General features: G+C 67.9%; 19 protein-coding genes. 5 read left to right on the top strand and 14 right to left on the bottom strand.

Annotation, left to right across the window (positions count from 1 at the left end):
• Positions 1 to 137: 137 nt before the first annotated feature.
• From G510_RS0114600 to G510_RS0114575, 6 genes are all read right to left on the bottom strand, one after another.
• On the bottom strand, positions 138 to 1,136 hold the full coding sequence (locus tag G510_RS0114600; RefSeq protein ID WP_157560724.1) for a M15 family metallopeptidase: 999 nt from the start codon (positions 1,134 to 1,136) through the stop codon (positions 138 to 140).
• 28 nt (positions 1,137 to 1,164) lie between these two features.
• Positions 1,165 to 2,082, bottom strand: a complete 918-nt coding sequence (locus G510_RS0114595) for an aldose epimerase family protein (RefSeq protein ID WP_029154212.1) — start codon at positions 2,080 to 2,082, stop codon at positions 1,165 to 1,167.
• An 87-nt stretch (positions 2,083 to 2,169) separates the two neighbouring features.
• Positions 2,170 to 4,278: a DEAD/DEAH box helicase gene (locus G510_RS0114590; RefSeq protein WP_029154211.1), complete on the bottom strand. Its 2,109-nt coding sequence runs from the start codon at positions 4,276 to 4,278 to the stop codon at positions 2,170 to 2,172.
• 373 nt (positions 4,279 to 4,651) lie between these two features.
• Positions 4,652 to 5,275, bottom strand: a complete 624-nt coding sequence (locus G510_RS18140; RefSeq protein WP_245563380.1) for an endonuclease domain-containing protein — start codon at positions 5,273 to 5,275, stop codon at positions 4,652 to 4,654.
• A 586-nt stretch (positions 5,276 to 5,861) separates the two neighbouring features.
• A complete protein-coding gene (locus G510_RS17260) occupies positions 5,862 to 9,281 on the bottom strand; it encodes an efflux RND transporter permease subunit (RefSeq protein ID WP_084644414.1) in 3,420 nt (1,139 codons plus the stop codon).
• A 119-nt stretch (positions 9,282 to 9,400) separates the two neighbouring features.
• Complete coding sequence (locus G510_RS0114575) at positions 9,401 to 9,934, bottom strand: universal stress protein (protein ID WP_029154209.1); 534 nt, start codon at positions 9,932 to 9,934, stop codon at positions 9,401 to 9,403.
• Between the two features lie 158 nt (positions 9,935 to 10,092).
• On the opposite strand from G510_RS0114575, the gene G510_RS0114570 reads away from it, so the two are divergent.
• Complete coding sequence (locus tag G510_RS0114570; protein ID WP_029154208.1) at positions 10,093 to 10,278, top strand: DUF3073 domain-containing protein; 186 nt, start codon at positions 10,093 to 10,095, stop codon at positions 10,276 to 10,278.
• 59 nt (positions 10,279 to 10,337) lie between these two features.
• Here G510_RS0114570 and G510_RS17710 read toward each other — a convergent pair whose 3' ends face one another.
• The 3 genes from G510_RS17710 to G510_RS0114555 all read right to left on the bottom strand — a co-directional run bounded on the left by G510_RS17710 (position 10,338) and on the right by G510_RS0114555 (position 13,138).
• Positions 10,338 to 11,603 (bottom strand): MFS transporter, encoded by a 1,266-nt coding sequence (locus tag G510_RS17710; protein WP_029154207.1) that lies wholly within the window; start codon positions 11,601 to 11,603, stop codon positions 10,338 to 10,340.
• Positions 11,604 to 11,684: 81 nt separating this feature from the next.
• On the bottom strand, positions 11,685 to 12,284 hold the full coding sequence (locus G510_RS0114560) for a PadR family transcriptional regulator (RefSeq protein WP_029154206.1): 600 nt from the start codon (positions 12,282 to 12,284) through the stop codon (positions 11,685 to 11,687).
• Positions 12,284 to 13,138 (bottom strand): DUF4097 family beta strand repeat-containing protein, encoded by an 855-nt coding sequence (locus tag G510_RS0114555; RefSeq protein WP_029154205.1) that lies wholly within the window; start codon positions 13,136 to 13,138, stop codon positions 12,284 to 12,286. Before G510_RS0114555 ends, G510_RS0114560 begins: the two co-directional genes overlap by 1 nt.
• 126 nt (positions 13,139 to 13,264) lie before the next feature.
• Here G510_RS0114555 and G510_RS0114550 point away from each other — a divergent pair, with 126 nt between their 5' ends.
• The gene (locus tag G510_RS0114550) at positions 13,265 to 14,020 is read left to right on the top strand and encodes a MerR family transcriptional regulator (protein WP_036323621.1); all 756 of its coding nucleotides are present in this window, start codon (positions 13,265 to 13,267) and stop codon (positions 14,018 to 14,020) included.
• 73 nt (positions 14,021 to 14,093) lie between these two features.
• Positions 14,094 to 14,675 carry an HdeD family acid-resistance protein gene (locus G510_RS0114545; RefSeq protein ID WP_029154203.1) on the top strand — a complete coding sequence of 194 codons (582 nt, stop codon included), beginning with the start codon at positions 14,094 to 14,096 and terminating at the stop codon, positions 14,673 to 14,675.
• 60 nt (positions 14,676 to 14,735) lie between these two features.
• Here the strand turns inward: G510_RS0114545 and purF are convergent, their stop codons facing one another.
• From purF to G510_RS0114525, 4 genes are read right to left on the bottom strand one after another with little or no spacing between them, the layout of a single operon-like run.
• On the bottom strand, positions 14,736 to 16,211 hold the full coding sequence (gene purF, locus G510_RS0114540; protein WP_029154202.1) for an amidophosphoribosyltransferase: 1,476 nt from the start codon (positions 16,209 to 16,211) through the stop codon (positions 14,736 to 14,738).
• A gap of 7 nt (positions 16,212 to 16,218) precedes the next feature.
• Positions 16,219 to 17,352 (bottom strand): phosphoribosylformylglycinamidine cyclo-ligase, encoded by a 1,134-nt coding sequence (gene purM / locus G510_RS0114535; RefSeq protein ID WP_029154201.1) that lies wholly within the window; start codon positions 17,350 to 17,352, stop codon positions 16,219 to 16,221.
• 9 nt (positions 17,353 to 17,361) lie between these two features.
• Positions 17,362 to 17,706: a hypothetical protein gene (locus tag G510_RS0114530; RefSeq protein WP_051216811.1), complete on the bottom strand. Its 345-nt coding sequence runs from the start codon at positions 17,704 to 17,706 to the stop codon at positions 17,362 to 17,364.
• 45 nt (positions 17,707 to 17,751) lie between these two features.
• Positions 17,752 to 18,105, bottom strand: a complete 354-nt coding sequence (locus G510_RS0114525; RefSeq protein WP_029154199.1) for a sterol carrier family protein — start codon at positions 18,103 to 18,105, stop codon at positions 17,752 to 17,754.
• A gap of 53 nt (positions 18,106 to 18,158) precedes the next feature.
• Here G510_RS0114525 and purD point away from each other — a divergent pair, with 53 nt between their 5' ends.
• Positions 18,159 to 19,430: a phosphoribosylamine--glycine ligase gene (purD, locus tag G510_RS0114520; RefSeq protein WP_029154198.1), complete on the top strand. Its 1,272-nt coding sequence runs from the start codon at positions 18,159 to 18,161 to the stop codon at positions 19,428 to 19,430.
• A gap of 107 nt (positions 19,431 to 19,537) precedes the next feature.
• Positions 19,538 to 21,205: a thiamine pyrophosphate-dependent enzyme gene (locus G510_RS0114515; RefSeq protein WP_029154197.1), complete on the top strand. Its 1,668-nt coding sequence runs from the start codon at positions 19,538 to 19,540 to the stop codon at positions 21,203 to 21,205.
• Between the two features lie 192 nt (positions 21,206 to 21,397).
• Here the strand turns inward: G510_RS0114515 and G510_RS17250 are convergent, their stop codons facing one another.
• On the bottom strand, positions 21,398 to 25,516 hold the full coding sequence (locus tag G510_RS17250; protein ID WP_084644413.1) for a 3-keto-alpha-glucoside-1,2-lyase-like domain-containing protein: 4,119 nt from the start codon (positions 25,514 to 25,516) through the stop codon (positions 21,398 to 21,400).

The following is a 25,516-nucleotide window of genomic DNA, read 5'->3' as shown; positions in this document are numbered from 1 at the left end:
GTGCCCGCGCGCATCGCCGGTGTCAACATTAATTAGTAATTAATGCTTTATTCGGTTGATGCGACTCGGAAACGCAGAAGCCGGCCTCCCTATCGGGAGACCGGCTTCATGGCGATGCACGGCGTCGTGCGGGCGGCTCATTCGTAGTCGGGTGCGGCCTCCAGGCCCCAGAAATCCTCGAACGTCTCGTACCCGCCGTCGACGTACGCGGTTGCGAGCTCGACGCCCACGAACCGCATGTGCCACGGCTCGGCCTCGTACCCCGTCGTGCCGGTCTCCGTGCCGGTGTAGCGCACGATCCAGCCGTACGTCGAGGCGTTCTCGGCGACCCATTGGCCCTGAGGCGAGTCGCCGAACTCGTACATGGATCCGCACACGCCCGCCTCGCACGCGACGAGGTCGGCCGCGAGCCCCAGTTGGTGCTCGCTGAAGCCGGGGCGTGCGGACGTCTCGTCGGCCCCGTCCCGTGTGCCGCGCGCCAGAACCTGAGCGTCGTACGCCTCGATCTGAGCCTCGTACGACCGGTACCCGCTCTCGAGCCCGATGTCGCCGACGCCGGCGTTCTGCGCGGCCAGCGTCATCTCGTCGAGCGCCGCGGCGGCCTCCGGCGCGAGGTGCGCCCCGATCGGACTGAACGTCGCGGGCGAGGTGACCTCGGGGGCGAAGTTCTCCGGAGCGATCGGCCGGTGCTTGTTGACGACGACCCAGTTCCAGGCCGGGTGATCCAGCGCGATGCATGCGTCGGCGTCGCCCGATACGACGGCGTCGCGGAAGGCCGCTCCCCCGCCCGCGGCCGTGACCACGGCTTCGGATTCCCCCGAGTCGATCGCCGCTGTCACCTCGTGCGAGCAGAACGGCTCGGCGTCATTCTTTTCCGACGCGTCTGCGGTCGGTTCGGGCGTCGGCGACGACGTCGGATCCGGGACGACCAGCTCGTGCGTCTGCGCGGCACCCGTTCCCGTCGCCTGCGGCTCACTGCCGCTGCCGGTTGCCGACGAGGCGAGCAGCGCGCCCGAGACGATCATCACGCATGCCGACAGCGTCGCGGTGATCGTCGCAACGGCGCGCCTGCGGCGGCGTTCGACCCGCCGGCGCCGCTCGGCCCGGCGCGTTTCCGCCCGAATCGCGCTCGTCACCACGCCATTGTCCCCCGCGTTGTTGTGCTCACGCCGAATACGCAACTCCCCAGCTCAGCTCGCACAACTTCCCAGGCTCGAGCCACGTCAGCGCGCGGCCGGAGTTGAACGCGTCGGTCGGAATCGACATCGGCTCAATCGCCACCGCATAGTCCTGACCGGGGTACGCGTCGGTCGTGAACACCTGCAGGTAGTCGAACCGCTCGTCCTGCCAGATGCTGAGGCGCTGTTCGTCCGGCCCGTCGAGCGTCGTCACGGCGGATCCCGCGATGTCGCGGTCGAGGTCGGCGAAGCCCGTGTCGAGGCTGACGTCGCCGAGGCGCACGCCCTCGCGCAGCTCCTCCTCGACCGCCTCCTCGCCCACGGGAAGCAGGCGATCATCGACGGCGAAGCGCGTGCGCGCCGGAATCGTCAGCACGAGGTCGCGCGGATCCACGCCCTCGATGTGGAAGAACGGGTGCGTGCCGACGCCCAGCGGCGCGGCGTCCGCGCCGACGTTCGTGAAGCGGTGCGTCACGCGGATCCCATCGTCGGTCAGCTCGTATGTGACCGACGTGACGACCGCGAACGGATACCCCTTCTGCGGCACGACGGTCGCGGTGAGCGTCGCGGATCCGTCGCCCTCGTCGACGACGAACGGCGTGTGCTGCAGAAAGCCGTGGATCGCGTTGTCGAGCTTCGGCTCGGACAGGCCGAGCTGCTCGTCGTAGTCGCGCCCGTGCGGATCCGACTGCTGCCAGCGGCCGTCGCGGATGCGGTTCGGCCACGGCGTGAGCACCGTGCCGGATCCGAACGGCGCCTGGATCCCCTGCGGGTACGGCGTGACGACCGACGTGCCGTCGACCGTCAGGCCCCTCAGAGCGGCGCCGACCTGCGCGATGTGCGCGGTCACGTCGCCCCGGGTGAGATGGATCTGCTGACCGGTCGGGTCTACGGGAGTGTGCATGGATCCATTGTGTCGCACCTGCCTGCGACGGAAACGCGGATCGCCCGGCTTCGCGAAGAAGCCGGGCGATCCGCGTTCGTGGGGTGCTTAACCCGCGAGCTCGTCGATCAGCGCGTCACCGGGCTGCGCGTCGCGGAACGGCGCGTCGATCTCGGCGCGGCTGAGCAGCTCGCTCATGCGACGGCGGCGGTTGCGCGGGATCAGCGTGATGACGCGTCCCTCGTTGCCCGCGCGGCCCGTACGGCCCGAGCGGTGCATGTACGTCTTGTACTCGTCCGGCGCGTCGGCCTGCACGACAAGATCGACGTCGTCGACGTGGATCCCTCGGGCAGCGACGTCGGTCGCGACGAGCACGCTCGCGCGGCCCTTCGAGAACCGCTCGATGTTGCGCGTGCGCTTGGCCTGGTTGAGGTCGCCGTGCAGCGCGATCGCGCTGATGTTGGCGTCCTCGAGCTGCTCGACCAGCTCATCCGCGAACGAACGCGTGCGGCTGAAGATGATCGTGCGGCCCTCGCGGCCTGCGATCTGCTCGATGACGTCGCGCTTGGTGCGCTGGTCGATCACGAGGACCTGGTGGTCGATCGTGCCCGAGTCCTGGTCCTCACCGGCGACCTCGTAGACCTGCGGGTCCTTGAGGAACTCGTCGACGAGCGCCGAGACCTCGCGGTCGAGCGTGGCGCTGAAGAGCAGCTTCTGGCCGTCCTTCTTCGTCATGCGCAGGATCTCCTGCACCGGCTCGAGGAAGCCCAAGTCGCACATGTGGTCGGCCTCGTCGAGCACCGCGATCTGGATCTGGCTCAGGTCGAGCTTGCCCTGACGCTCGAGGTCCTGGATGCGGCCCGGCGTGCCGATGATGATGTCGACGCCCTTGCGGAGCGCTCCGACCTGCTTGCCCTGGGGCACGCCGCCGTAGATCTGCGTGGTGAACAGGCCGACGCTGCGGGCGATCGGCTGCACCGTGCGGTCGATCTGCAGTGCGAGCTCGCGCGTCGGGGCGACGATGAGCGCCTGGGGGCTGCGACCGTACGTGCGCTCGCCGCCCGTACGGGTGCGCAGGATCGCCTCGACCAGCGGAGCGCCGAAGGCGATCGTCTTGCCGGATCCGGTGCGGCCGCGGCCGAGCACGTCCTTGCCGGCGAGGATCGGACCGATCGTCGCGGCCTGGATCGGGAACGGGCTCGGCGCACCGAGCTCGAGGAGCGCGCGGCAGATGTTGTCGCCGAGACCCAGGTCGCTGAACGACTGGCCCTCGACCTGCTCGGCGGCTACCGAGTCGGCCGTGAGGCGCTCGTGCACGACGTCGATGTGCGCTTCCTGCTTCGCGGTGCGCTGCGGCGCCTCGCGGCGATCCTGCCAGGCGTTCTGCGTGCGGGGACTGTCGCTGCGCTTGTCGTCGCGGCGGTCGTCACGCTTGTCGTCGAAGCGGCGGGGTGCGCGGTCGCCTCGGTCGAAGGAACGTCCGCCGCGGTCGTCGCGGTTGAAGCCACCACGGTTGTCGCGGTTGAAGCCACCACGGTCGCCTCGGTCGAACGAGCGGGGGGCGCGGTCGTCACGGTTGAAGCCGCCACGGTTGTCGCCACCACGATTGTCGCCACCGCGGTTGTCACGGTCGAACGAACGGCCGCCGCGGTCGTTACGGTTGAAGCCGCCACGGTTGTCACGGTCGAAGGAACGTCCGCCACGGTCATCGCGGTTGAACGTCCGGCCACCACGGTCGTCACGGCTGAAGCCACCACGGTTGTCGCCACCGCGGTTATCGCGGTCGAACGAACGGGCACCGCGGTTGTCGCGGTTGAAGCCGCCACGGTTGTCGCCACCGCGATTGTCACGGTCGAACGAGCGGGCACCGCGGTCATCGCGGTTGAACGTGCGGCCGCCGCGGTCATCGCGGTTGAAGCTTCCGCGGTTGTCGCGGTCGAACGAGCGTCCGCCACGGTCGTCACGGTTGAAGCTGCGGTCACCGCGGTTGTCGCGGTCGAAGGAACGGCCACCGCGGTCGTCGCGGTTGAACGTGCGGCCGCCACGGCTGTCGCCACCGCGGTCATCGCGGCGGAAGCCGCCTTCGCGGGGAGCGCCCTGGCGCTGGTCGCGATCGTCCTGGTTCCAACGCGGCTTACGGGATCCGCCCTTCGACGCGTACTTGGGGTCGAAGTTCTTGGCGGGGCGTCCGCCGGAGGGCATCTTGTTTTTGGGCATGCTTGATACACGCACCTTCCATAGGTGTTATGCGGCCATGACAGGACACGCAAACACCCGCGTGTACGACGCGGTATCCCTCAGCCGACCTTTCTACGTTACATGTTCGCCCTGGGAGAAGTCCGGGTATGGTCGAAGATTTCTCCGCGAACGGGTCAGCCTCGGCGGGCTTCACCGGACCGCCCCGTCGGAGACGAGCCACAGCTGCGGAAGAGATCGAGGTTTCGCTCCGCAGTTGAGGCTCGTTTCCGCTCGAATCGGCAGACGCTGGCGATCCCGACCCGTAGCGCTTCGCGCGGAGCTGAGCCATATCTGCGGAGGCTATCGCCGATCTGCTCCGCAGTTGAAGCTCGTCTCCTCCCGAATGGCTCGCTCACGCCGCGAGGTGGAGGCCGCGCGCGATGGCACCGAGGATCAGATCCTGCACCACATGCCACTCGTGCATCAGTTGCCAGTACGACACGCGGATCGTGTGGTAACCAGCGAGACGCAACCGCGCATCGTGCTTGTTGTCGCTCGTTCGCTGCTGGTCGACGTGGTGGCCGCCGTCGACCTGGATCACGAGTCGGTCGCCGATCAGAAGGTCGACCCGATGGCCAAGAACCATGATCTGCCGCCTCATCGGCAGCCCGAGCCACGTCAGCCGGACAAACAGGATCGACTCGGTTCCCTCGTCTGCGAAGGGCCGAGCATCATCGAGGATCCGCAGGCTCCGGGCCGAAAGCGGAAGCGTGCGCATCGTGTCGGGTGTGATCTGCTTGCGACGGATCGCTGACTCCCAGATCGTCAGCGCCTGCTCATAGGGCTGGCAGTTCGCGACGATCGAGAGCAGATTCGGCACCGAATCGACGAGCGTACCGGGCGCGCGAAGGATCATCGGCTCACACCAGTGGATCCGCGCACGGATCCCGTCCGCCGGCCGAGCATGCGGAGAGACGGCGACGTGGAACGTGTCGTCGCCGACATCCCACAGGCCTCGCCGTGCTGCCGCGGTCACGCAGGTGAGTATGACGCGCGACTGCGCCGCCCGGATGAGGACCGGATCCGCGCTGGGCAGCGCGACCCAACCACGGCTAGGTCGCACCAGCCGGCCGGCACCGACCGCCCGTTTGATCCGCGCGGTCGCCACCCCGCTGTCGACTAGCTTCGTCGTCAACATCACCCCGCCCGCCTGGCGGACCCTCGATTCGATATCCATGCCAGGCGACGATGCCGAAACCCGGATCCGTTCGTCGGACAGAGTCCGCCGAACGTCAGATAACTTCGCAGATCTGCCGATTGTGAGCGCGCTGACCCCGCGGTCGCGTATGGATGTCCACGCGGAAATGAGCCACAACTGCGGAGGTGCTCCGACATTTGCTCCGTGACGGTGGCTCATCTCCGTTCGCGCGGATCAGCGATGCGCAGCTCGAGGAGGGGGCGAGCCCCGCGCAGCGCAATACCACGCCGACGGAAACGAGCCACAACCGCGGAGAAAGTCCGTGATGTGCTCCGCAGTTCTGGCTCTTCTCCGCTCGAGCGGCAGGGCTTGCGGGAGTTGAGCGCTTGGCGCATAGTTCAGGGCTCGACTCCGACCGAACGGGTCAGCCTCGGCGGCGGCGCAGGGGCGGGGCGGTGGGGATGCCCGGCGACTGCTCGGGCATCTGCACCCGCACCGTCACGATCGGGGCGGATCCCTTCGGCGCGCCCGGCTGGTGCACGTCGACCACCGTCTGCGCCGACGTCGTCGGGTCGGCGTCGTACCTCACAGGCACCACCTGGTGCGCCTCGTGAGCGACGACCGCCGTGGATCCTGTTGTGCGCGCCGACTCCGGCGCAGGATCCGGCGTCACTTCGCCCGGCAGCGCGTGCGCGGCGTCCTGAGCATCTCCCGGGCCGTCGGACGGATCCGTCGGCGCGCCGCCGCGACGCTTCTCGCGGCGCTCCTTCGCACCCTCGACGAGGTTGTACAGCGTCGGCAGCACGATGAGCGTCATGAAGGTCGACGACACGAGTCCGCCGATCACGACGATCGCGAGCGGCTGCGAGATGAAGCCGCTGTGGCCCGTGATCCCCAGCGCCATCGGGATGAGCGCGAAGATCGTCGCGAGCGCCGTCATGAGGATCGGGCGCAGACGCATCGAGCTTCCGGCCATCGTCGCGTCGTGCGCGTTCAGGCCGTGGTGCGATCTGTATTGGTTCACGAGGTCGACGAGCACGATCGCGTTCGTCACGACGATGCCGATCAGCATGAGCACACCGATGAGCGATGCGACGCCGAGCGGCACGCCCGTGATCACCTGCAGCAGGATCGCACCGGTCGCCGCGAACGGCACCGAGATGAGCAGCAGCAGCGGCTGCCGCAGCGACTTGAAGGTCGCGACCATCACGATGTAGATGATGAGGATCGCGGCGAGCATCGCCAGCCCGAGCTGCTCGAACGAGGCCGCCTGATCCTCGGCGACGCCGCCGATCGACGCCCGCGTGCCGTCGGGCAGCTCGGTGTCGTCGACCGCGGCCTGCACCGACGCTGTGGCCTCGGCGAGGTTGTCGCTCGCGGGCGTGATCGTGATCGTCGCCGTGCGCATGCCGTTCTGCGTCGTGATCGACGCGGGGCTCGAGCTCTGCTCGACCGTCGCGATGTCCTGCAGCTCGACGACGCCGGCCGCGGTCGGGATCTCCATCGCGCGCAGCTCGTTCGCCGTGGCGGGCGGGTCATCGCTCGCGATGTAGACGGTGGTGGAGGTACCGTCGAGCTCGACGGATCCCGAGTCGGACGGCTGCATCGCGCCGTTCACCATGGCACCGACCGCGGCCTCACTCAGGCCCGCCTCGGCGGCCTTCTGCCGATCGACGTCGACCGCGATGTACGGCATCTCGGCCTCGAGGTTGTTCGTGGGGGCCTTGATTCCGTCGCGCCCGTCGAGCGAGGTCATGAGCGCCTCGGTGGCACTGCGAACATCGTCGTCGTTCGCGCCCTCGACGTTCACCGTGATGTCGCTCGACATGCCCATGCCGGCCGCGGCCTGCACGGTGATGTCGCCGACGTCCTCGAGGCCCGCGACCGCGTCTTCGAGGTCGGCCTGGATCTGCCCCTGATCGACGTCGGGATCCGTCATCACGGAGAACGTGATGCCGCTGCCGGCCATCAGGCTCGCGATGCCGCCGCCCGAAGCGGATCCGATCGTCACCTGAACGTTCTCGACACCGTCGACGCCGGCGAGCAGGCCCTCGACCTCGCCCGCCGCCTCGTCCTGCGCCTCGAGGCTGGCCGTCTCGCCGAGATCCTGCGTCACGGTGAGCGAGTTCTGGCCCGTATCGCCGAGGAAGTTCACCTTCATGAGCGGGGCGAGAGTGATCGTGGCGATCAGCACGACGACCGCGATCCCGAGGGTCGACCAGGAGTGCTTGAGGGTCCACGCGAGGATCGGCTGGTACGCCTTCTGCAGGCGCGTCTTCGGCGCATCGGGATGCTCGGGATCGATCGACTGACCGCTCTCGGTCACCAGCGGCTTGCCCGGCTTCATGAACCAGTACGCGAGCACCGGAACGATCGTCAGCGCGACCAGCAGCGACGCGAGCATCGCGATCGTGACGGTCATCGCGAACGGCCGGAACAGCTCGCCGACCATGTCGCCGACGAAGACGATCGGCAAGAACACCGCGACCGTCGTGATGGTCGACGCCGTGATGGCGCCCGCGACCTCGCGCACGGCGAGGCGGATCGAATCGCCCTTGTCGGATCCCTCAACGTAGTGTCTCTTGATGTTCTCGATGACGACGATCGAGTCGTCGACGACGCGACCGATCGAGATCGTGAGCGCACCGAGTGTGAGCATGTTCAGCGAATAGCCGAACGCCTGCATGCTCGCGAATGTCACGAGCACGCTCGTCGGGATCGAGATCGCCGTCACGAGCGTCGAGCGGATCGACATGAGGAACACGAGGATCACGACGACCGCGAACACGAGGCCGAGCAGGCCCTCGACGGCGAGCGTCTCGATCGACTGCGTGATGAACGGCGCCTGGTCGAAGACGACCGTGAACTCGACGCCGGAGAGCTGCTGCTGCGCATCATCGAGCGCGGCGAGCACCCCCTCCGAAACGTCGACCGTGTTGCCGTCGGGAAGCTTCGTGACCGAGATCGAGATCGCGTCTTCGCCGTTCACGCGCGAGATCGATGCGATGGGGTCGTCCTCGACCTCGACCTGGGCGACATCGGCGATCGTGAAGGTCTCGGGCTGGGTGACCTCGCCCGTCTCGGGATTCACCTCGGGCTGCGCATTCGAGATCAGCGGCAGCTCGCGGATGTCGTCCACCGAGGTGAGCTTCACGCCCGTCTGCACGGTCAGCGTCTCGCCGTCCTCGGTGATGTCGCCGCCCGGGAACAGGTTGCCGTTCTGCTCGAGCGCATCGCTGATCGCCTGCTGCGTGACACCAGCCTTCTGCAGGTTGCCAGGAACCGGGGTGATCGTGATGCGCTGTCCGGCCGCGCCGGCCACCGACGCGGATCCCACACCCTCGACGTCTTCGACCTCGGGCAGGACGATGTTCTCGAGGTCGTCCTTCGCCGTCGCGGGGTCGTCGAAGCCCGATACGGCAACCTGGATCACGGGCAGGTCGTCGAGCGAGATCGCCACGACCTGCGGATCCACCGACTCGGGCAGCTGGCTGCTGATGCGGCTGATCGCCTGCTGCATCTTCTGCTCAGCCGTTGCCATGTCGGTGCCGTAGTCGAACATCGCCTGCACCATCGACACGTTCGACGAACTCGTCGCCGACGTCGAGTCGAGACCGGGAACGGCCTGGATCGCTTCCTCGATCGGCGTCGAGACATCCTCCTCGACGACCTCGGGAGAGGCGCCGGGGTAGGTAGTCGAAACGATGAGAGCGGGCAGCTCCATCGTCGGGATCAGCTCCTGCTTCAGGCTCGTCAGCGACACCCCGCCGACGATCGCGACACAGATCGTGATGAGCGCGATGAGGGCGCGGTTCTTCAGGCTGAGGACGGAGAGTTTCGACACAGGGGATCCCTCGGGTGCTGGCAGCTTCGATACACAGACGTATCCGCAGCTGTCAGTTTGTCACGCGCTCGCTATGTGCGTGCCGCGAATGACGAGAGATCAGCCCCTGGTATGACGCGTCACGACTCGTCGAAAACGGGGGCGTCGTCGTCGACGGGCTCACCGAGCGGCACCACGAGCAGCGGGCGGTGCTGACGGTGCGACAATCGCACGGCGACGGATCCGGTGAAGAACTCGCGCAGCGACTCGCCGAAGCCGCGCTTGCGCGTGCCGATCACGATGAGCGGGGCGTCGATCTTGTTCGCGAAGTGCTTGATCGCGAGCGCCGGATCGCCGACGAGCTGCGTCGTCGACCACGTGACATTTCGTCCCTCGAGGGCCTTCGACACTTGCGATGTCACCTCGGCGAGCTCCTCGACACCGGCATCGACGTTGATGTCGATCGGCGCGGTGTGCGGGGCACCATCAGGATCTTCATAGGTAACGAACCGCGTCACGTCGACGTGCACCACGGCGAGCTGCGCGCCGAGGAGTTCGGCATAGCGCGCGGCCTCTGTCACGACGCGCGCGGGGGAATCCGGAATGACCGCCGCGATGACGGCGCCGTGGGGCGCCTCAACAGGTGTGTCAGAGGAGTTCTGGGCATCAGACATGACTGCTTCCTTCCGGCCGGCGGAGCTTGCCGTTCAGGCCCCGTGGTACCCTAAAGCTTACTCTTTCCGGTAATTTTCCGGGTGCCATGCAAGCATGTATCTGAATAGGGTTTGACAACTCACCCGCCAGATCGACGTTAAAAGGGGGTCGACGCGCTATGGGGCGTGGCCGTCAGAAGGCGAAGCACACAAAGCTCGCTCGTGAATTGAAGTCGTTCAGTCCCACCGTGGACTATGCGGCGCTCCAACGTGAGCTCACGCATCACGACGAGAACCAGTACGTCGACCGTTGGGGCGACGCACAGGACAGCGAAGGCGAGGACGACGAGTCCGCGAGGGTGTAACAGATCCTCGTTCACACAGGCGCCGCAGGTGATTCACCTGCGGCGCCTGTGCTGTGCGATCACGCCCGTTTCTTGGCGGATCCGTAGCGCCCATCGAGGATCAAGAACACCACGAGCGCGACCGCGAGTAGCACGAGCATCGGGATGAACGCGATGCCGAAGGCCTCCATCGAGTAGGACCCGGGCGCCGTCGCACCCTGCGCCGTGAGCATGACCCCGGTGAGCCAAATGATGACCAGCGCACCCGAGAATCCGCCCGTGTTGACGATGCCGTTCGCCCGCGCCGCGAGGTTGCCCGGGATGATCTCCCGCGCGATATCGAACGCCGTGAGCGATGCGGGGCCGCCGACGCCCGTGCACAGCGCCAGCACGACCAGCAGCGCGATCGGAGTCGGCGCGGGCCAGGTCAGCACGAGGATCCACGCGACGATCTGCGAGACCACGGATCCGACGAGCACGCGCGCTCTGAGCCGCGGACGGCCGACGAGCACGCGCCCGAGCAGGGTGCCCGCGACCATGCCCACAAACGGGATGGCGAGCAGGAACAGGCCGATCCCGCCCGCGTCGAGGCCCGCACCGTGCTCGAGGAACAGCGGCCCCCACGTGACGACGAAGGCGGTGAAGGCGGCGGCCGCCATGAGATGACCGGTGAACGCGAGCCATGCCCCGCCCTGCCGCAGCGATTCCAGGGTGCCGCGCAGCACGGATCCGAGACTCTCTCCGCTCGCCGTGCGCGATGGATCTTTACCCATGCCCTGCAGAATGCCGAACGCGACGAGCGCGACGATGCCCGTGAAGGCCGCCATGACGGCGTAACCGGCGGGCCACCCGGCTGCGTCGACGAGCAGCACGAGCGGAGTCGCGGTGACGACCATGCCGAAGTTTCCGACGACGCCGATCATCTGCGTGCCGATCGAGATCCATCTGGTCGGCAGCGAGACGGCGGTCAGGCGCACGGCGGACGGGAAAACGAGCGCGTCGCCGAGCCCTGCGAACGCGCGGGCGATCAGCAGCGTCGCGAACGTGTCACCGAAGCCGATCAGCAGTTGACTGCCCGCCACAATGACGAGGCCGGTCAGGAGAACGGCCCGGCCGCCGAGGCGATCGATCAGCATGCCGGCGGGGATCTGCGCGCCCGCGTACACGATCAGCTGCAGCATGCCGAAGGTGGCGAGATCGCCGCTCGTCAGAGCGAAGCGGTCGCTCGCGATCGCGGCGGTCGCTGACAGCGAGGTGCGCGACATGATCGCCGCGAGATACGCGATGCAGGCGATGGCCCAGACAGCGACCCTCAGCCACCTCGGGGAATTCTGCAGGCGTGGCATATCTGTTCAGTTTACCCGCGGCCACCCACAACGCAGTCGATCCGCCCGACGCCGGACGGATCGACTGCGTTGTCGGTGCGATCAGCCGCGGAGGGCTGTGCGGAGGCGGGCGGCGGCGAGGTCGAGGTCGCGCTCCAAGGTCTCGACCGCCTCCGTCGTGACGGCTCCGCCCCTCGCGACGTGCGTGCGCAGGTCGGCACGAACGGATCCGCGGAACGCCGCCACCGCCGTCTCCGCTCGCGAGAGGAGCAGTCGGGCCGCGACCCGCGGATCCTCTTCGCTCGCCGGCTCCGGCTCGGGCGAGGCCTGGGCGGCGGCGAGGTCCGCGCGCATGCTCTTCATCGCCTCGCGCACGCTCTGGCGCACCCCGTCGGCGATGAGGCGCACCGAGTCGGACAGCCCGTTCTGGATGCCGTCGATCTCCTCGGCACGATCGCGCACCTCGGCACGACCGGCGTCGGTGATCTCGTAGACCGCGGTGCGGCCGTCCTGCGTCTTGGTGACGAGCCCCTCCTCCTCGAGCTTCGCCAGGCGCGGGTAGATCGTGCCCGCGCTCGGGGTGTAGGTACCGCCCGTGCGCTCGCCGAGCGCCTGGATGATGCCGTAGCCGTGCATCGGCTTCTCGTCGAGCAGGCTCAGCAGGTACAGGCGCAGGTCGCCGTGATTGAAGACGGAGGCCATCAGCGCTCTCCCCCGTTCGGCCACTCGACCTCGGTGTCGGTTCCGCCCGACGGGGCCCCGCCGCCACGGCGCAGCACCGAGACGTCGCCCGAGACCGTGTTCGCCCGCACGTCGACGAACATGCCCGCGAGCGCGCCCGCGTGGCCCGAGTAGTTCTTCGACCGCGAGACACCGTCGATCTGCACGCGACCGCTGATCGTGTGCACGTTGTACTGCCCCGGGTACTCGTCGTCGAGGCGCAGGGCGACGGCGCCGGAGACCGAGTTGAACTCGGCCTTCTGCAGCGCACCCTCGGCGTCGATGAACACGGATCCGGAGACGGTGTTGATGTCGGTCTGCGACACCTCGCCCGCCACGGCGATGTCGCCGGAGACGATGTCGCTCGAGAAGCCGCCGACGAGGCCGCGCACCTGCACGTCGCTCGAGACGGCGTGCGTGTTGATCGAGCCCGTGAGGCCGTCGACCAGCACGTCGCCCGAGACCGCGTTGATCGTGGCGTCTGCCTCGAGGCCGGCGACGAGCGCGCTCGCCGACACGACGCCGAGCGACAGCTCGACGCGGCGCGGCACGGCGACGGAGATCTCGGCGCGGGGCCCAGAGGATCCGAAGTGGCCGAAAGCCCTGATGAAGTTGTCCCAGCGCAGCTGCGGGTGGTCGATCTCGAGCTCTGAGCCCGTGACCTCGATGCGCAGATCCTTGACGGCAACGCTGTGCACCTCGACCCGCACGTGATCCTCGTCGTGGGCGACGATGTCGATCTGCCCACCGACGAGCGCTGCCTTCAGCCGAGTGATGTCGGCGACGTCGATGACGCGCGCCTCACCGGGATGGATGACCCATTTCTCATTGACCATGCTCACTCCTTACTCGAGATATAGCTTGAGTTAAACACGATGTATCGCGTTTGGCCAGCGCTCTTGAGAAACTCTCAGCATCGCACGGTTGACCTTGCCGCAGCGTCAACTTCTAACGTGGAACACATGAACGAGATACCGATCCAGCAGGTCGCCCGTCTCACGGGCACGACGAGTCGCACGCTGCGCCATTACGACAGCATCGGGCTCCTGCGCCCCGCGCGCGCGGGCTCGAACGGATACCGACTGTACGGATCCGTCGAGCTCGTACGCCTGCAGCGCATCCTGCTGCTTCGGCAGCTCGGCCTTGGTCTTCCGCAGATCGCGGATGCCCTCGATGCTTCGGGCGATGAAGCCGCCGCCCTCGGCACGCATCTCGAGTGGCTTCAGACAGAGAAAGACCGAATCGAGCGGCAGATGGCCGCCGTCATGCACACGGTCGATGCCTTAGGAAGAGGAGAACGTCCCATGGACGAGAACATGTTCGACGGGTTCGATCGCACCCAGCACAAGGAGGAGGTCACGCGTCGCTGGGGCGCGGACGCATACGCCCGTTCGGACCGCTGGTGGCGCGGTCTCAGCGATACCAACCGCACGGCCTTCCAGCAGGAGACCGCGCAGCTCTCGGCGCAATGGCAGGAGGCTGCCTCGAGGGGCGTCGATCCCGCCTCGGATGAGGCTCAGACGCTTGCCGAGCGCCACGTCGCCTGGCTGCGCGGCGTGCCGGGTACCCCCGCAGAGGATCCCGCGCAAGTCGCCGGATACGTGCGCGGCCTCGGCGACATGTACGTCGCGGATCCGCGCTTCGGCGCGAACTACGGCGGGTCCGAGGGTGCTGAGTTCGTGCGAGAGGCGCTCCACGAGTGGGCGGATCGGGCGTAGGCGTCCGCGCGAGGGGCTGTTTTCCGCAGTTGCGGCTCGCGCGATCTCGGACCCGGCGCGGTAGCCTCATGCCATGAACACCACTCCCGCCGCGTCCGAGTTCGGCACTCTCAAGACCCTGCGCACGGTGATCCTCGCGAGCGGAATCATGTCGCTCATCTTCGGCATCGTCGTGCTCGTGTGGCCGGTGAAGTCGGCGATGGCCGTGACCATCGTGATCGCCGTCTACGCGATCCTCGCCGGCCTCATGAGCCTCGTGAACGGGATCAGGTCGAAGGGCGTCGGCGGTTGGACCCGGGCGGGCCTGGTCGTCCTCGGCCTCGTCTTCCTCGCTGCCGGCATCGTCGCTTTCGGCAACCTCGGCGAGTCAACTCTGCTGCTCGCGGTGTTCGTGACGACGTTCATCGGCGCCGCATGGATCATCGACGGCGTCGTGTCCTTGTTCTCGCTCGGAGTGAAGGATCGGGCGCTCCCCGGCGCCACGAAGGCGCACAAGGGCTGGTCGATCTTCTACGGCATCATCAGCGTGCTCGCAGGCGTGTTCGTCGTGATCTCGCCGCTCATGTCCGCACTGTGGCTGTGGATCTTCCTCGGCGCATCGCTCGTCGCGATGGGCATCATCGGCATCGTGCGAGGCGCCTCTCTCGACGCCTGACACGGATCCTGCCTGCGGCCCGGGGCGATCGACCGCAGCCGCATCGTATCGCCCGCGCGGTTACGACGTCTGCGTCGCCGCGACCCACTCGAGGTACTCGTCGGTGATCGTGCCGGTGACGTACTGGCCGTCGAAGCAGCTCATGTCGACGTCGTCGAGGACGACGCCGCCCACCGCGCTTCCCTCGACGATGGCGGCCTTGAGGTCCTCGGGCTCCTGGAACACGATGTGATCCGCGCCGAGCTCCTGGCCGATCTCCGGGATCGTGCGACCGTGAGCAATGAGTTCGGTCGCCGACGGCATGTTGATGCCGTACACGTGCGGGTACCGCACGGGCGGTGCGGCCGAGGCGAATGTCACGCTCACTGCGCCAGCATCGCGCGCCATCTGGATGATCTGCTTGCTCGTCGTGCCGCGCACGATCGAGTCGTCGATCAGGAGAACGTTCTTGCCCTGGAACTCGGTCGACATCGCGTTGAGCTTCTGACGCACGCTCTTCTTGCGCGTCTCCTGCCCCGGCATGATGAACGTGCGGCCCACGTAACGGTTCTTGTAGAACCCCTCGCGATACTCGATGCCCAGCACGCGCGCGACCTCCATGGCCGCGGGGCGGGAGGAGTCGGGGATCGGCATGACCACGTCGAACTCGTCGACCGGGGTGTGCTTCGCGATCGTCGCCGCGAGCTTCTCGCCCATGCGCAGGCGCGAGTCGTAGATGCTCTGACCGTTCATGATCGAGTCGGGGCGCGCGAGATACACGTATTCGAACGCGCACGGCGCGAGCTTCGGATCCGCCGCGCACTGGCGGCTGAACAGCTCGCCCTCGCCCGTGATGAAGACCGCCTCGCCCGGCGCAATCTCGCGCACGATCTCGTAATCGGCGTTCTCGAGCACGAGCGACTCGCTCGCGACGACCCACTCGTCGCCGCCGTCGGTGGCGGTGCGGCGCCCGAGAATCAACGGGCGAATGCCGAACGGATCCCGGAACGCCAACAGGCCGTACCCCGCGATGAACGACACGACCGCGTACGCGCCCTCGATGCGGCGCTGCGTGCGCGCGACCGCGTGGAAGATGCGATCCGGATCCAGGTCGACGGCGCTCGTCGTCTCCTGCAGCTCGCTCGCGAGCACGTTGAGCAGCAGCTCGGTGTCGCTCGAGGAGTTCAGGTGGCGGCGGTCTTTCTTCGCCATCTCCTCGGTCAGCTCGCGGGTGTTGGTGAGGTTGCCGTTGTGGATCAGCGTGATGCCGTACGGGGCGTTGACGTAGAAGGGCTGCGCTTCTTCCTCGCTCGACGCCGTGCCGCGCGTGGCATAGCGCACGTGGCCGAGGCCGACGTTGCCGAGCAGCGTGCGCATGTCGCGCGTGCGGAACGCCTCGCGCACCATGCCGTGGTTCTTCACCGTGTGCATGATGCCCGTCGGCTCTGCCGTCGAGATGCCCGTAGCGTCCTGGCCGCGGTGCTGCAGCAGAAGGAGAGCGTCGTAGATGTCTTGGTTCACATGGCCGCGACCGACCATTCCGACGATGCCGCACATGGGGTGGTTACTTCGCTCCGTCTGAGTACTGGCCGACGAGGCGAACGGCGCCGCCGTCCACACCCTTCGCGCCCTGTTCGTAGTCGGCCGACGGGGTCTCGCCCGCCTGCACGACGCCCGCCTGCCACGATCCGATGCCGTCAGAGCGGAGGGACGCGATCGCGTCGTCCACTCGGTCGGCCGCGATGACGGCGAAGAAGCCCACGCCGAGGTTCCAGGTGCCTTCGCTCGATTCGAGCGTCGTGCCCGCCACATCGCTGAGCGTGCGGAACACGGGACTGGGGCTCCACGTCGAGCGATCAACGTCGGCCCAGGTGCCCTTCGGCAGCACGCGCGCGAGGTTCGCCGCGATGCCGCCGCCCGTGACATGGCTGAGCGCGTGCACGGATCCGGGGTGTCGCCCGATGAGGTTCAGCAGCTGCAGCGTGTAGAGCCGCGTCGGCTCGAGGAGCGCCTCGCCCCATGTGGCACCGAGGTCGGCCGCGCGATCTCCGTAGCCGAGCCCGGCATTCTTCAGGATGTGCCGCACGAGCGAATAGCCGTTGGAGTGGATGCCGCTCGATGCCAGCGCGATGACCGCGTCGCCCGGCTCGACGAGGTGCGCACCCAGCATGTCGTCCTTCTCGACGACGCCCGTCGCCGCGCCCGCCACGTCATAGTCGTCGGGACCCAGCAGGCCGGGGTGCTCTGCCGTCTCGCCGCCGACGAGGGCCGTACCGGTCGCGGTGCACGCCTCGGCGATGCCGCGCACGATGTCGGCGATCCGCTCGGGATAGACCTTGCCGGTGGCGATGTAGTCGGTCATGAACAGGGGCTTCGCGCCCGTGACGACGATGTCGTCGACGACCATGCCCACGAGATCCTGACCGATCGTGTCGTGCTTGTCGATCGCCTGCGCGATGGCGACCTTCGTGCCGACGCCGTCGGTGCTCGTCGCGAGCAGCGGGTGCCGATAGTCCTTCAAGAACGCCGCGTCGTACAGCCCCGCGAAACCGCCGACGCCGCCGAGCACCTCGGGGCCGTGCGTTCTGCGCACCGACGACTTCATGAGCTCGACCGCGAGGTCGCCAGCGGCCGTGTCTACGCCGGCCTCGGAATACGTGGAGCGCGGCGACTCGCCGGGCGAAGAGGGAGAGGTCACCTACCCAGGTTACCGTTCGTCGACGCGGTCGACTTGCACGATCGTCTGTCGCAGCGAGCGCGAGCTGATGCGGTCGAGGATCATTGCGAGGATCATCATGATCGCGATGCCCGCGGGGATGCACCAGAGCAGGATGAAACCGAACGCCTGCGTGAGCGAGTAGCTGACCTCGGTGTAGGGACTCGGCTCGCTCGTGCCGTCGAACACCGTGGTGAGAATGATCGCGGCGACGATGCCGAGGGCGATGCCGAGGGCGAGGAAGATGCCGTACTTCGGCGAGCGCCTGATCGTCACAGCGGAAGCGGGCGCATGCGTCACGCGCGTGGCCCCATCGTCGGAATGCGCATCATCCATGGCGTCAGTCTTCCACCGCACCCTGGGAGTGGTCGGGGCATTGCCTCACCACCTGACGGGAAGAAGATCCGAGATGTCCGCGCGCGTGCCCGACGCCGAGATGCGACCCGCCGCCATCGCGTCCGGCCAGGTCGTCGCGCCCGTGGCGAGCGCGATCCACGTCATAGCGTCGGTCTCGACGACGTTCGGCGGCGTGCCGCGCGTATGGGCCGGCCCCTGGATCACCTGCACGGCCCCGAACGGCGGCACCCGCACCTCGACGCTCTTGCCGGGCGCCTTCTCCTCGAGCAACTGCAGGAGGTAGCGCACGGCCGTGGCGGTCGCGGTGCGCGGGGGCGCGTCGGCGCGAGCCGCGTCGAGTGCCGAGCGTCCGTCTGCAGTGTCGATTCTGCGGGCCATGGGCCCATTCTCCCCCGTCAATGCGCATCGCGGCACGCCGGTACTCTGAAGGGGTGAAGATCCTCGTTCTCGGTTCGGGTGCCCGTGAGCACGCCATCGTCCTCGCCCTCACCTCTGCAGGCGCCGACCACGAGGTGCTCGCCGCGCCGGGCAACGCCGGCATCGCGCGCGACGCGACGCTCGTCGACGTCGACATGATGGATCCCGGTGCCGTCACCGAATACGCACAGTCGCAGGCTGTCGATCTCGTCGTGATCGGGCCGGAAGCGCCGCTCGTGGCGGGCGTCGCCGATTCGCTGCGCGAGCGCGGGATCCCCGTGTTCGGCCCGGGCAAGCAGGCCGCGCAGCTCGAGGGATCCAAGGCGTTCGCGAAGCGGATCATGGAGAACGCGAACGTGCCCACGGGGCGAGCCGCGCACACCCGCACGATCGACGAGACCGCCGCGGCGCTCGACGAGTTCGGCGCGCCGTACGTCGTGAAGGCCGACGGCCTCGCGGCGGGCAAGGGCGTCATCGTGACCGAGGATCGCGCCGCCGCGCTCGAGCACGCGTCGACCTACCTCCCGCACGGGCCGGTGCTGGTGGAGGAGTTCCTCTCCGGCCCCGAGGTGTCGCTCTTCTTCCTCAGCGACGGCGACACCGTGCGCCCGCTCGCGCCCGCGCAGGACTTCAAGCGCGCGCTCGACGGTGACCGCGGGCCGAACACCGGCGGCATGGGCGCATACTCCCCGCTCCCCTGGCTCACCGACGGCTTCGGCAGCGTCGAGGCCTTCGTCGACGAGGTCACCCGCACCGTCGCCGAGCCCGTCATCCGCGAGCTCGACCGCGATGGGACACCTTTTATCGGCCTGCTCTACGCGGGCCTGATCCTCACCGAGCAGGGCGTGCGTGTGATCGAGTTCAACGCGCGCTTCGGCGATCCCGAGACGCAGATCGTGCTGCCGCGCCTCGAGACGCCGCTCGCCGAGCTGCTGATGGCGTCCGCGAACGGCACGCTCGAGGATCACGCGGCGCCGGCATTCAGCGATGAGGTCGCGGTCACCGTCGTGCTCGCGAGCGAGGGATACCCCGCGGCGACCGTCACGGGGCGCGAGATCAGCGGCCTCGACGAGGCCGAGCAGGTCGACGGTGTGCACATCACGCACGCCGCAACGGCCAACCAGGACGGCAGACTGATCACGACGGGCGGCCGTGTGCTGAACGTCGTGGGCACGGGATCCACGTTCGCCGAGGCGCGCGAGCGCGCGTACGCGGCGATCGGGCTCATCCGCCTCGAGGGCGGCCAGTTCCGATCCGACATTGCGGCGGCCGTCGCCACGTCCTAACGGATCCATAAGAACGGCAATTCTTACGCAGGAATTGTCGCAGTAAGACGCTCGATACCGGGGCATCATCGGAGAAACACCAATTCTCCGAGTGCAATGGAGCCCCCGTGACCGATCTGCTGAACGGCCCCTCCGACACCCGCGAGCTCGTCGCGACCGAGACGGCGGGGCACGCGATCGTTCGCACGTTGGAGGAGCACGGGATCCCTCGCGCGTACGTCGTTCCGGGCGAGAGCTACCTCGAGGTGCTCGACGGACTGCATGGCTCGTCGATCGACACGATCGTCACGCGCCAGGAGGGTGGCGCGGCGTACATGGCCGACGCCGAGGGCAAGCTCTCCGACCTGCCCGGGATCGTGATGGTCACCCGCGGTCCGGGCGCCGCGAACGCGCTCGTCGGGATCCATGCCGCATGGCAGGACTCGACGCCCGTCGTGCTGTTCATCGGCCTCATCCCCAAGCCGCACCGTCAGCGCGAGGCGTTCCAGGAGTTCGACATCCAGGGTTGGTTCGAACGCGGTGCGAAGCGCGTGTTCGTGCTCGATTCCGCCGAGCGCGCGAGCGAGATCACGACCGAGGCGCTCTTCGCCGCCCGGTCGGGCCGACCCGGACCCGTCGTTGTGGGGCTGCCCGAAGACATCATCCGCGAGCGCATCGCGGTCACGCAGTACCCGCCGATCCCCGTCGCGACGGGCGGCATTTCGCGCAGTGACGCGACCGCCCTGCGCGACGCGCTCGGATCCGCGCAGAAACCCCTCGTCGTCACCGGCGGCAGCGACTGGACGCCCGAGGCATCCAACCTGCTCACGGGCTGGCTCGAGCACGCGGGGATCGCCGCGGCCGCCGAGTGGCGCACCGAGGGCGTCGTCAGCTGGGACTCGCCGAGCTACGTCGGTCCGGTCGGCTACGGACGCCCGAAGCCGACGTACGATCTGTTCGCCGAGACGGACCTCGTGATCTTCATCGGCACGCTGCCGGGCGACGTGCTCACGAGCTACATCGCCCGGCAGGACTGGGCGAGCACGAATTTCCTCGTGTCGATGGATCCGATGCTGCGCGGTCGCTCGGGCGCCGTTTCGCACCAGATCGTGGCGAAGCCCGCGTCGTTCGTGCGGGATCTCGTTGCGCTCGACATCGAACCGCACGCCGAGTGGAGCACCTGGACCGCGAAGATGCGCGCACAGCAGGAGTCGTTCGCCGCACTGCCGGAGCCGGGCATGACCGGCCCCGCCCGCATGGATTCACTGATGGCGCACCTCGTGCCGGCGCTCGACGACGACGCGATCGTCACGCTCGGCGCCGGTGAGCACACCAACTGGGCGCACCGCTATTTCCCCGTGCGGCAGTACCCCGCGATGGTCAGCGCGGGCAACGGATCCATGGGGTACTCGATCCCCTCGGCCGTTGCGGCATCGCTCGAGTTCCCCGAGCGCCAGGTCGTGACCATCGCCGGCGACGGCGAGTTCCTCATGAACGGCCAGGAGCTCGCGACCGCACGACAGTACGGCGCGACGCCGCTCGTCGTCGTGATGGACAACGCCGAGTACGGCACGATCCGCACCCACCAGGAGCGCCAGCACCCCGATCGCGTATCGGGCACGCAGCTGGTCAACCCCGACTTCGCCGCCATGGCCGTCGCGTTCGGCGGATACGGCGTGCGCGTCGAAGACGAATCCCAGATTCCGCGTGCCGTCGCCGACGCGCTCGCGGCTACCCGTGAGGGCCGCTTCGCCCTCATCCACCTGATCGTGGAGCAGCGCGCCCAGGCGTACTGATCCGCATCCCCAATGAAGAGGAGAACACCATGAACGAGCTCTACGACTGCGATGCAGACCTGTTCCTCGGCCGCCCCCTGTGGTTCGAGAAGCACCCCTCCCAGGCGGAGGGCGAGGCGTAGGCCTTACTGAGCGTCAACTGCGGGCGCCGACCTTGAAGGGTCGGCGCCCGCTGCTTCGTTCGGTCGCGGTCTATTCCACCGCGTCGTACGGCACCGTGGCCGAGTACTCCGCCCCGTCCTCGCCCGCCCCCGTCACGGTGATCTCACCCGCAGGAAGCTGGACCAGTCGCGAGTTGAACACCATCGAGATGGTGGTGCCCGGCGCAACGTTGCGGCGACGCTTCTCGCCGTACTCGGTGGTCACCGTGATGTCCGCGACCTGATCCGACGCGTTCGTCACCGACGCGACGATGAAGGCCTTCTTGCCGACCGTCCGCGTCGCGACCTCCGACTCGATCGCCAGAGCGTCGTCCGTCTCCCCCGCCACTGCGAGCCACGAGATCACGGGATCAGAGCTCTCGCCGGTCACGAGATAGTCGACCGTAGCCGCCTCCTCGAGGGTGAAGGTGAGTTCTGCCGCGACCCGGTCGTTCGAAGCGGACAGCGCGACGTCGGCGGCGGCGAGTTCTTCTCCGCCCACAGATACCGACTGGGTCATCGGGCGGTTCACGCCCCACCACTCGTTGAATCCGGCCGTCAGCGTGTACGTGCCGGCCTCGAGCGGCAGTCGGTACTGCAGATCCTTCGTCGCCTGCCAGAGGCCGGTCGAGTACTTGTCGCGCAGGTCCTCTCCTTCCTTCACATTCATGCCGTCAACGATGTGGCCCCACGCGTCCGCCGAGTCGGATGCGCGGTCCACCGCATCGTTCAGCAGGGAGGGGAAGGAACTCGCGACGGCAGCGTACTGCGGCGAGTCCTCACCTGCGGTTCCCCCGTCGATGAAGTACCGGATCCCGTCCGGCACGATCTCGTACTCGGCCTCGACCGCCGTGCGCTCGTCGAGCACACCGCTCACGGCGAGCGTTTCGTACGCCTCGCGGGGCGCATCGATCGATTCCTGGTCCCAGGTCACCGCGCGCTCGTCGCCGTCGACGGGGACCGTCTCCGGCAACTGCTGGTCGATGCTCACCGAACCCGCGAGCCCGATCTTCACGATGTCGCGCGCGGTCAGCTGCTCGACCGCGCGGTCGAGGCGGTTCGCGAGCGCCTGCGCGCCCTCGGCGTCGAGACTGTACGCCGCAGGATCCGCGGCAGCCGACTGCGCCGCATCGAGCGTCGTTCGAACGACCGCCCACTTCTCGGGGTCGTGCCCCTCGGAATCGAGCTTCTCGCCCGCGGCGATCGCCTCGTTCAGCGTCGCGAGATCGACGTGGGAGGAGTCTGCCATCGCCTTGACCACGCCGACCGCGTCGACGTTGAACTCAGCGTCGTTCGCCGTCTGGAACTCGACTGTGTGCTCGGCGTCTGCCAGCCCGCGCAGGTGCAGAGCGGTCTTCTCGGTGCCCGCCTGGAGCGTCGGGGCATTCCGGAGCACCGGTTCACCGTCGACGCTGACGTTCATCAGCGCCTCACCCGTGTTGCTGCCGATGAGGTCGAGTCCGGTTCCCGAGAAGGTGTAGCTCATGGTCGCACCATTGCCCGTGCTGGCGTTTCGCGTGCGCTGCCACTCGTACATTCCTTGGCCGTTGAGGTGGCTCCAGTTGTCGTCGAACGAGAGCACGGGCGCCGACGTGTCGGCCCAGCTGCTCTGATGCATGCCGTCGATGACGTCCGTGTAGTACGGGGTGTACCCGTCGAGCGGCGTGACCTTCAGGTTGTCGAACTGGGTGAATCCGAACGACGATCCGAGCTGGATTCGGCCGGTCGCCTGCGGGGACGGATCGACGTACTCGGCGACCTGCGCACCGTTGATGAACGCGGTGTAGGTGTCGCCCGCGACGCGAACCGCGAGAGTGTTCCAGACATCGGAGCCGGTCTGGAAGTCGGCACCCTCGGTGTCGGAGGCGAGACCGCTCGCGACCGTATCGCCGTATCGCTGAAGCTCCCACGCGCCGGTCGGATCCACGCGCAGCTCGGCGGCCGAGACGTTCTGTCCGTTGGAGGTGCCGCCCTGCTCGCGCGCGCCGAGCGTCGCGTACTGGTCGCTGCCCGGCTCGAACAGCACATCGGTCGAGACCGTGTAGTTCGCCCAGCGCGAGTCGCCGATCGTCGTCTTCGGATCGCCGCCGTTCCAGGCGCTGCCCACCATGTCCGGACCGATCTGCTGACGCAGCACCCGATCGTGCTCCGGATCCGCTGTCGCGACCGATTCGAACGCACCGTTCGTGTCGTTCGTGTAGCGCGGCGTCGCGCCTGCGCTCTCAGCGGTCGCGCCGGGCGTGCCGTCGAGCTTCGCCTTCGCGCCCCGGGATTCGAGGTACGAATCACCGGAGTCGACGAGTTCGCCCGACTCCGGGTCGTAGGTGAGGATCGCGCCCTCTTCCGCGTAATCGAAGTCGTCGGCATAGAGTACGTCGTCGTCCGTCACGCCATTGACGACGCCTGCCGCATCGGTATCGAGCACATCGCGGCCGCCGTCTTCCGCGGTGTACTCGGGCGAGGTCGGGAGCTTGTTTCCCGCCCCCTCGCGCGGTGTCAGCACTCCGTCAGATGCCTCGGCGAGATCCAGCGTAGTCGCGGTGACGGTCGACCATGGCTTGACGGTGACGGTGTAGGTACCGCCATCGTCGGCCGTGACCTCGTCGATGGGCGCGACGTAGTTCGCGTCGTATGTGTCTCCGGTGTCTGCCGCGCGCGTCTCCCAGACCTCCATCGCGGCATCGTCGCCCAGGTCGAGATCACTCGCCGTGATCTCGTACGTGCGAGTGAACGAACTGTCGTTCACGATGACCGTCGAGAAGTCCGTCGCGTCCGGCGCGGCGAGCGTCGTATACGAGTCGCCGCCCTCGCGTGCGCCGCTCGGCGGGTTTCCGCGGCCGAGCCCGCTGTCCGAAGCCTGCGGGATCGCGCGCCAGATCCCGTTCGCGTCGGCGGCACCCGTCGCGTTCTCCCACCCGAGGGTCGCGAACTGCGTGAAGTGCTGCAGAACGGCAAGTCCAGCGTCGTAGTACAGCCACCCCGACCACGGGTCCCGAGCGCTGACGAGCTCCTTCGAGGAGTACTGGAAGCCATCGTAGAACGAGCCGATCGCCGGCTGGTAGATCGTCATCGTGCGGCGAGATGCGTCGAAGCCCGTCGTGATCCAGTTGGCCATTTCGAGCGCGCTGTTCACGCCGCCGATGCCCGTTCCGGCACCGCCCACACCGTCGTCGTTGGTGTTGTGCGGGCGATCGGCCGAGTTCGAGAAGGTGGCCTGCCCCTCCGAGTTCCAGACCTCCATGTCGAGCTGCTCGGCGGCCTTCGTCATGTTCGCGTTGGCGTCGTCGCCGCTGCTGTAGTGGAAGCCCATGATGTCGACCGCGTCGCGCAATGACGAGTCGTCGGGATCCGTGAGCTGGTCGCCGAACGCGGTCGGCGGAGTTCCCACGGTGTCGCCCGCGACGGTCTGCACTGCCTGCAGCAGACTCTTCTCCTCGGCCGATGCGTACCCGTTGTTCGGATCCTCCGCCGTCGCGCCCTCGTAGCCGGCCTCGTCGGCGCGCAGCTTCGCGGAGAACTCTTTGTACACGGCGGCGTTCGGGTCGTGCGTCTCGTTGTAGTCGGGGTTGATCGAATCGACCATGATGCCGTACTCGCGGTACGCCGCGAGAGCCGTGTTCTTGAACCAGATGTACTCGTCGGCCTTGTCGGCGACCCAGGCGGGAGTGGCCCACCGGAGGATGCTGAGGTGGATGTCGCCGTCGGCGACCAGTTGCGCGTCGGCGGCGAATTGGAAGCCCGGCTCGCGCAGCACGTTCGGGTACTCGTCGCGGCTGCGCATGGTCGCGGCGTTGGGCCCGGTCGACGTGTTGCGGTCGTTGCCCATCTCGATCTTGACGGTGTTCATGATCGGGCGATCGCCGCCGTAGAGCGTCGTCAGCAGCTCCCAGTACTTCTCGGGCTGCGCGGCCTTGTAGTCCATCAGCAGCGCGCTCGTCGAGTTCGCCGAGAGCACGCCGAACCCTTTGAACGTGAGCCCATTGCGGTTCTCCGCGGCCGCGGCGACGTCCGCACCTGTCACCGCGACCTGAACCGGATCCGCCGTCGCCGCCGTCGCAGAGAAGGGAGCCGCGATACCGCCGAGCGCCATGGCCGATGCAACCCCGACGGTCGTCACCCGCCACCGTGCTCCGCGTCGGGCGGCGGGGCGTGAACGTCTCTTCGAGGTCAT

This window comes from Microbacterium gubbeenense DSM 15944 (genome assembly GCF_000422745.1).
GTDB classification, from domain to species: domain Bacteria; phylum Actinomycetota; class Actinomycetes; order Actinomycetales; family Microbacteriaceae; genus Microbacterium; species Microbacterium gubbeenense.
Note: the sequence above shows the minus strand (reverse complement) of the source record. Positions and strands in the feature narration are given on the sequence as shown.

What these genes read in the sequence shown, in the direction of transcription:
- G510_RS0114555 (WP_029154205.1), bottom strand. Translation starts at nt 13,138, where the DNA reads ATGGTCAATGAGAAATGGGTCATCCATCCCGGTGAGGCGCGCGTCATC.
- G510_RS17250 (WP_084644413.1), bottom strand. Translation starts at nt 25,516, where the DNA reads ATGACCTCGAAGAGACGTTCACGCCCCGCCGCCCGACGCGGAGCACGG.
- G510_RS0114525 (WP_029154199.1), bottom strand. Translation starts at nt 18,105, where the DNA reads ATGGCCCGCAGAATCGACACTGCAGACGGACGCTCGGCACTCGACGCG.
- G510_RS0114545 (WP_029154203.1), top strand. Translation starts at nt 14,094, where the DNA reads ATGAACACCACTCCCGCCGCGTCCGAGTTCGGCACTCTCAAGACCCTG.
- G510_RS0114575 (WP_029154209.1), bottom strand. Translation starts at nt 9,934, where the DNA reads ATGTCTGATGCCCAGAACTCCTCTGACACACCTGTTGAGGCGCCCCAC.
- G510_RS0114570 (WP_029154208.1), top strand. Translation starts at nt 10,093, where the DNA reads ATGGGGCGTGGCCGTCAGAAGGCGAAGCACACAAAGCTCGCTCGTGAA.
- purF (WP_029154202.1), bottom strand. Translation starts at nt 16,211, where the DNA reads ATGTGCGGCATCGTCGGAATGGTCGGTCGCGGCCATGTGAACCAAGAC.
- G510_RS0114530 (WP_051216811.1), bottom strand. Translation starts at nt 17,706, where the DNA reads ATGGATGATGCGCATTCCGACGATGGGGCCACGCGCGTGACGCATGCG.
- G510_RS0114595 (WP_029154212.1), bottom strand. Translation starts at nt 2,082, where the DNA reads ATGCACACTCCCGTAGACCCGACCGGTCAGCAGATCCATCTCACCCGG.
- G510_RS0114590 (WP_029154211.1), bottom strand. Translation starts at nt 4,278, where the DNA reads ATGCCCAAAAACAAGATGCCCTCCGGCGGACGCCCCGCCAAGAACTTC.
- G510_RS0114550 (WP_036323621.1), top strand. Translation starts at nt 13,265, where the DNA reads ATGAACGAGATACCGATCCAGCAGGTCGCCCGTCTCACGGGCACGACG.
- G510_RS0114560 (WP_029154206.1), bottom strand. Translation starts at nt 12,284, where the DNA reads ATGGCCTCCGTCTTCAATCACGGCGACCTGCGCCTGTACCTGCTGAGC.
- G510_RS17710 (WP_029154207.1), bottom strand. Translation starts at nt 11,603, where the DNA reads ATGCCACGCCTGCAGAATTCCCCGAGGTGGCTGAGGGTCGCTGTCTGG.